Source organism: Streptomyces sp. SID14478, assembly GCF_010548525.1.
GTDB lineage: Bacteria > Actinomycetota > Actinomycetes > Streptomycetales > Streptomycetaceae > Streptomyces.
This window is the reverse complement of sequence record NZ_JAAGMG010001332.1, coordinates 1-1,305: the sequence shown is the minus strand read 5'-3', so window position 1 is coordinate 1,305 and position 1,305 is coordinate 1. Positions and strand designations below refer to the sequence as shown.

General features: G+C 75.0%; 1 protein-coding gene and 1 pseudogene. Both read right to left on the bottom strand.

The annotated features are described in order from the left end of the window. Positions 1-504 (bottom strand): hypothetical protein (locus G3I40_RS42115; RefSeq protein WP_164560073.1); only part of this gene is annotated, 504 nt, incomplete at its 3' end. 100 nt (positions 505-604) lie between these two features. Continuing rightward, positions 605-1,305: pseudogene (locus G3I40_RS42110) on the bottom strand (SAM-dependent methyltransferase); the annotation flags it as partial.

Sequence of the window (1,305 nt, the reverse complement as noted above, 5' to 3'; positions counted from 1 at the left end):
GGGCGGCGGGACGGGCGTGGGCGCCGGGCCGGCCGCCTGGGTGGGCATCGCGTGCATCGGCGCGGTGGGTGCCTGCGGCTGCGGCGCGTAGGGCATCGGGCGGGGGTAGCCGTACGAGGGCTGCTGCGGCATGCCGTACATCGCGGGCCGGGCGGCGAGCTGCTGGGTGCGGGCGAGGCGGACGTCGGCGATCAGGTAGTACGTGACGGAGACGGCGAGGTTGACGAGCATCAGGCCCATCGCGGTGTTCCCGTACCAGCTGGTGAACTCGTCGCCGCCGGGGTCGCTGAAGATGCCTATCCAGCACACGAGTTGGGTCGCGGCCACGCCTATGAAGACCCGCCAGTCGGTCTTGCTGCGGGAGGTCAGGGCGAGCCTCAGCATGGGCACGAAGCCGAGGAAGCCGACGGTCAGGACGCCGATGGCCACGAAGAGCACGCGCATTCCTGCCTTCGCTCCGGGCGACGGGAGCCGGGGCGGGGGCGCATAGCCGGGGCCGTGCATGGCTGCTCCTGCGGGTGGGTGCCTGTGTGCTGGTGGGCGCACGAACTGCGTGCTGCGTCGAGCGTATAGGCCGACGGGGACAACCGGCCCCCGGTTGTTCTCACTCCGGTGCGAGGGTGCCGTCCGTGAGGCCGTCGTGCAGGCCCTGGACGAGCTGTTCGCCGAGGCGGCCGGCGCGGCGCAGCGCGTCTTCGAAGGCGGCCAGCGACCTGAACCGGGCGCCGTATCCGGCCTGTTCGGCCAGGGGCAGGCGGGGCAGCTGCAGGCGGCGCACGTCGAGCCGGGTCGCGGTGGACGCGTAGCTGCTGGCCTGCCGGTTGTTGGCGGTGCCGCGCAGGAACCCGGCGAGGAACCACGGGTCGAGCGCGGCCGGGTCGGGGCGCAGCAGGGCGAGTCCGCGGCCGAGGGCGGCGCCCGCGGTGTCCGCGTCGACGACGCGGACGACGGCGCCGCCGCCGACGACCGGCACGACGACGTCGCCGGCCTCCAGCAGCACCGACGAGCCGTTGGGGGAGACGGCGATCCGGGTGCCGGAGGGGGCGGCGCCGGTGAGGACGTCGTGGTCGGTGAGCACGGGCACGCGCGCGTGGTCGCCGGTGCCGTCCGTGGTCGCGGCCGTGTGCAGGGACAGGGCGCCCGCGCGCGCGAGTTCACCGATCGTGGTCTGCGGCCAGCGCGCGGGGGACGCGACGCGCGGTGCGTCCTCGGGGGTGAGCTTCGTGGTCAGCCGCAGGGTCTCGGAGAGCTGCTCGCGTACGGCGGTGAGTTCCTCGGCGCCGCCGTCGCCCGCGGCCGGGGGCG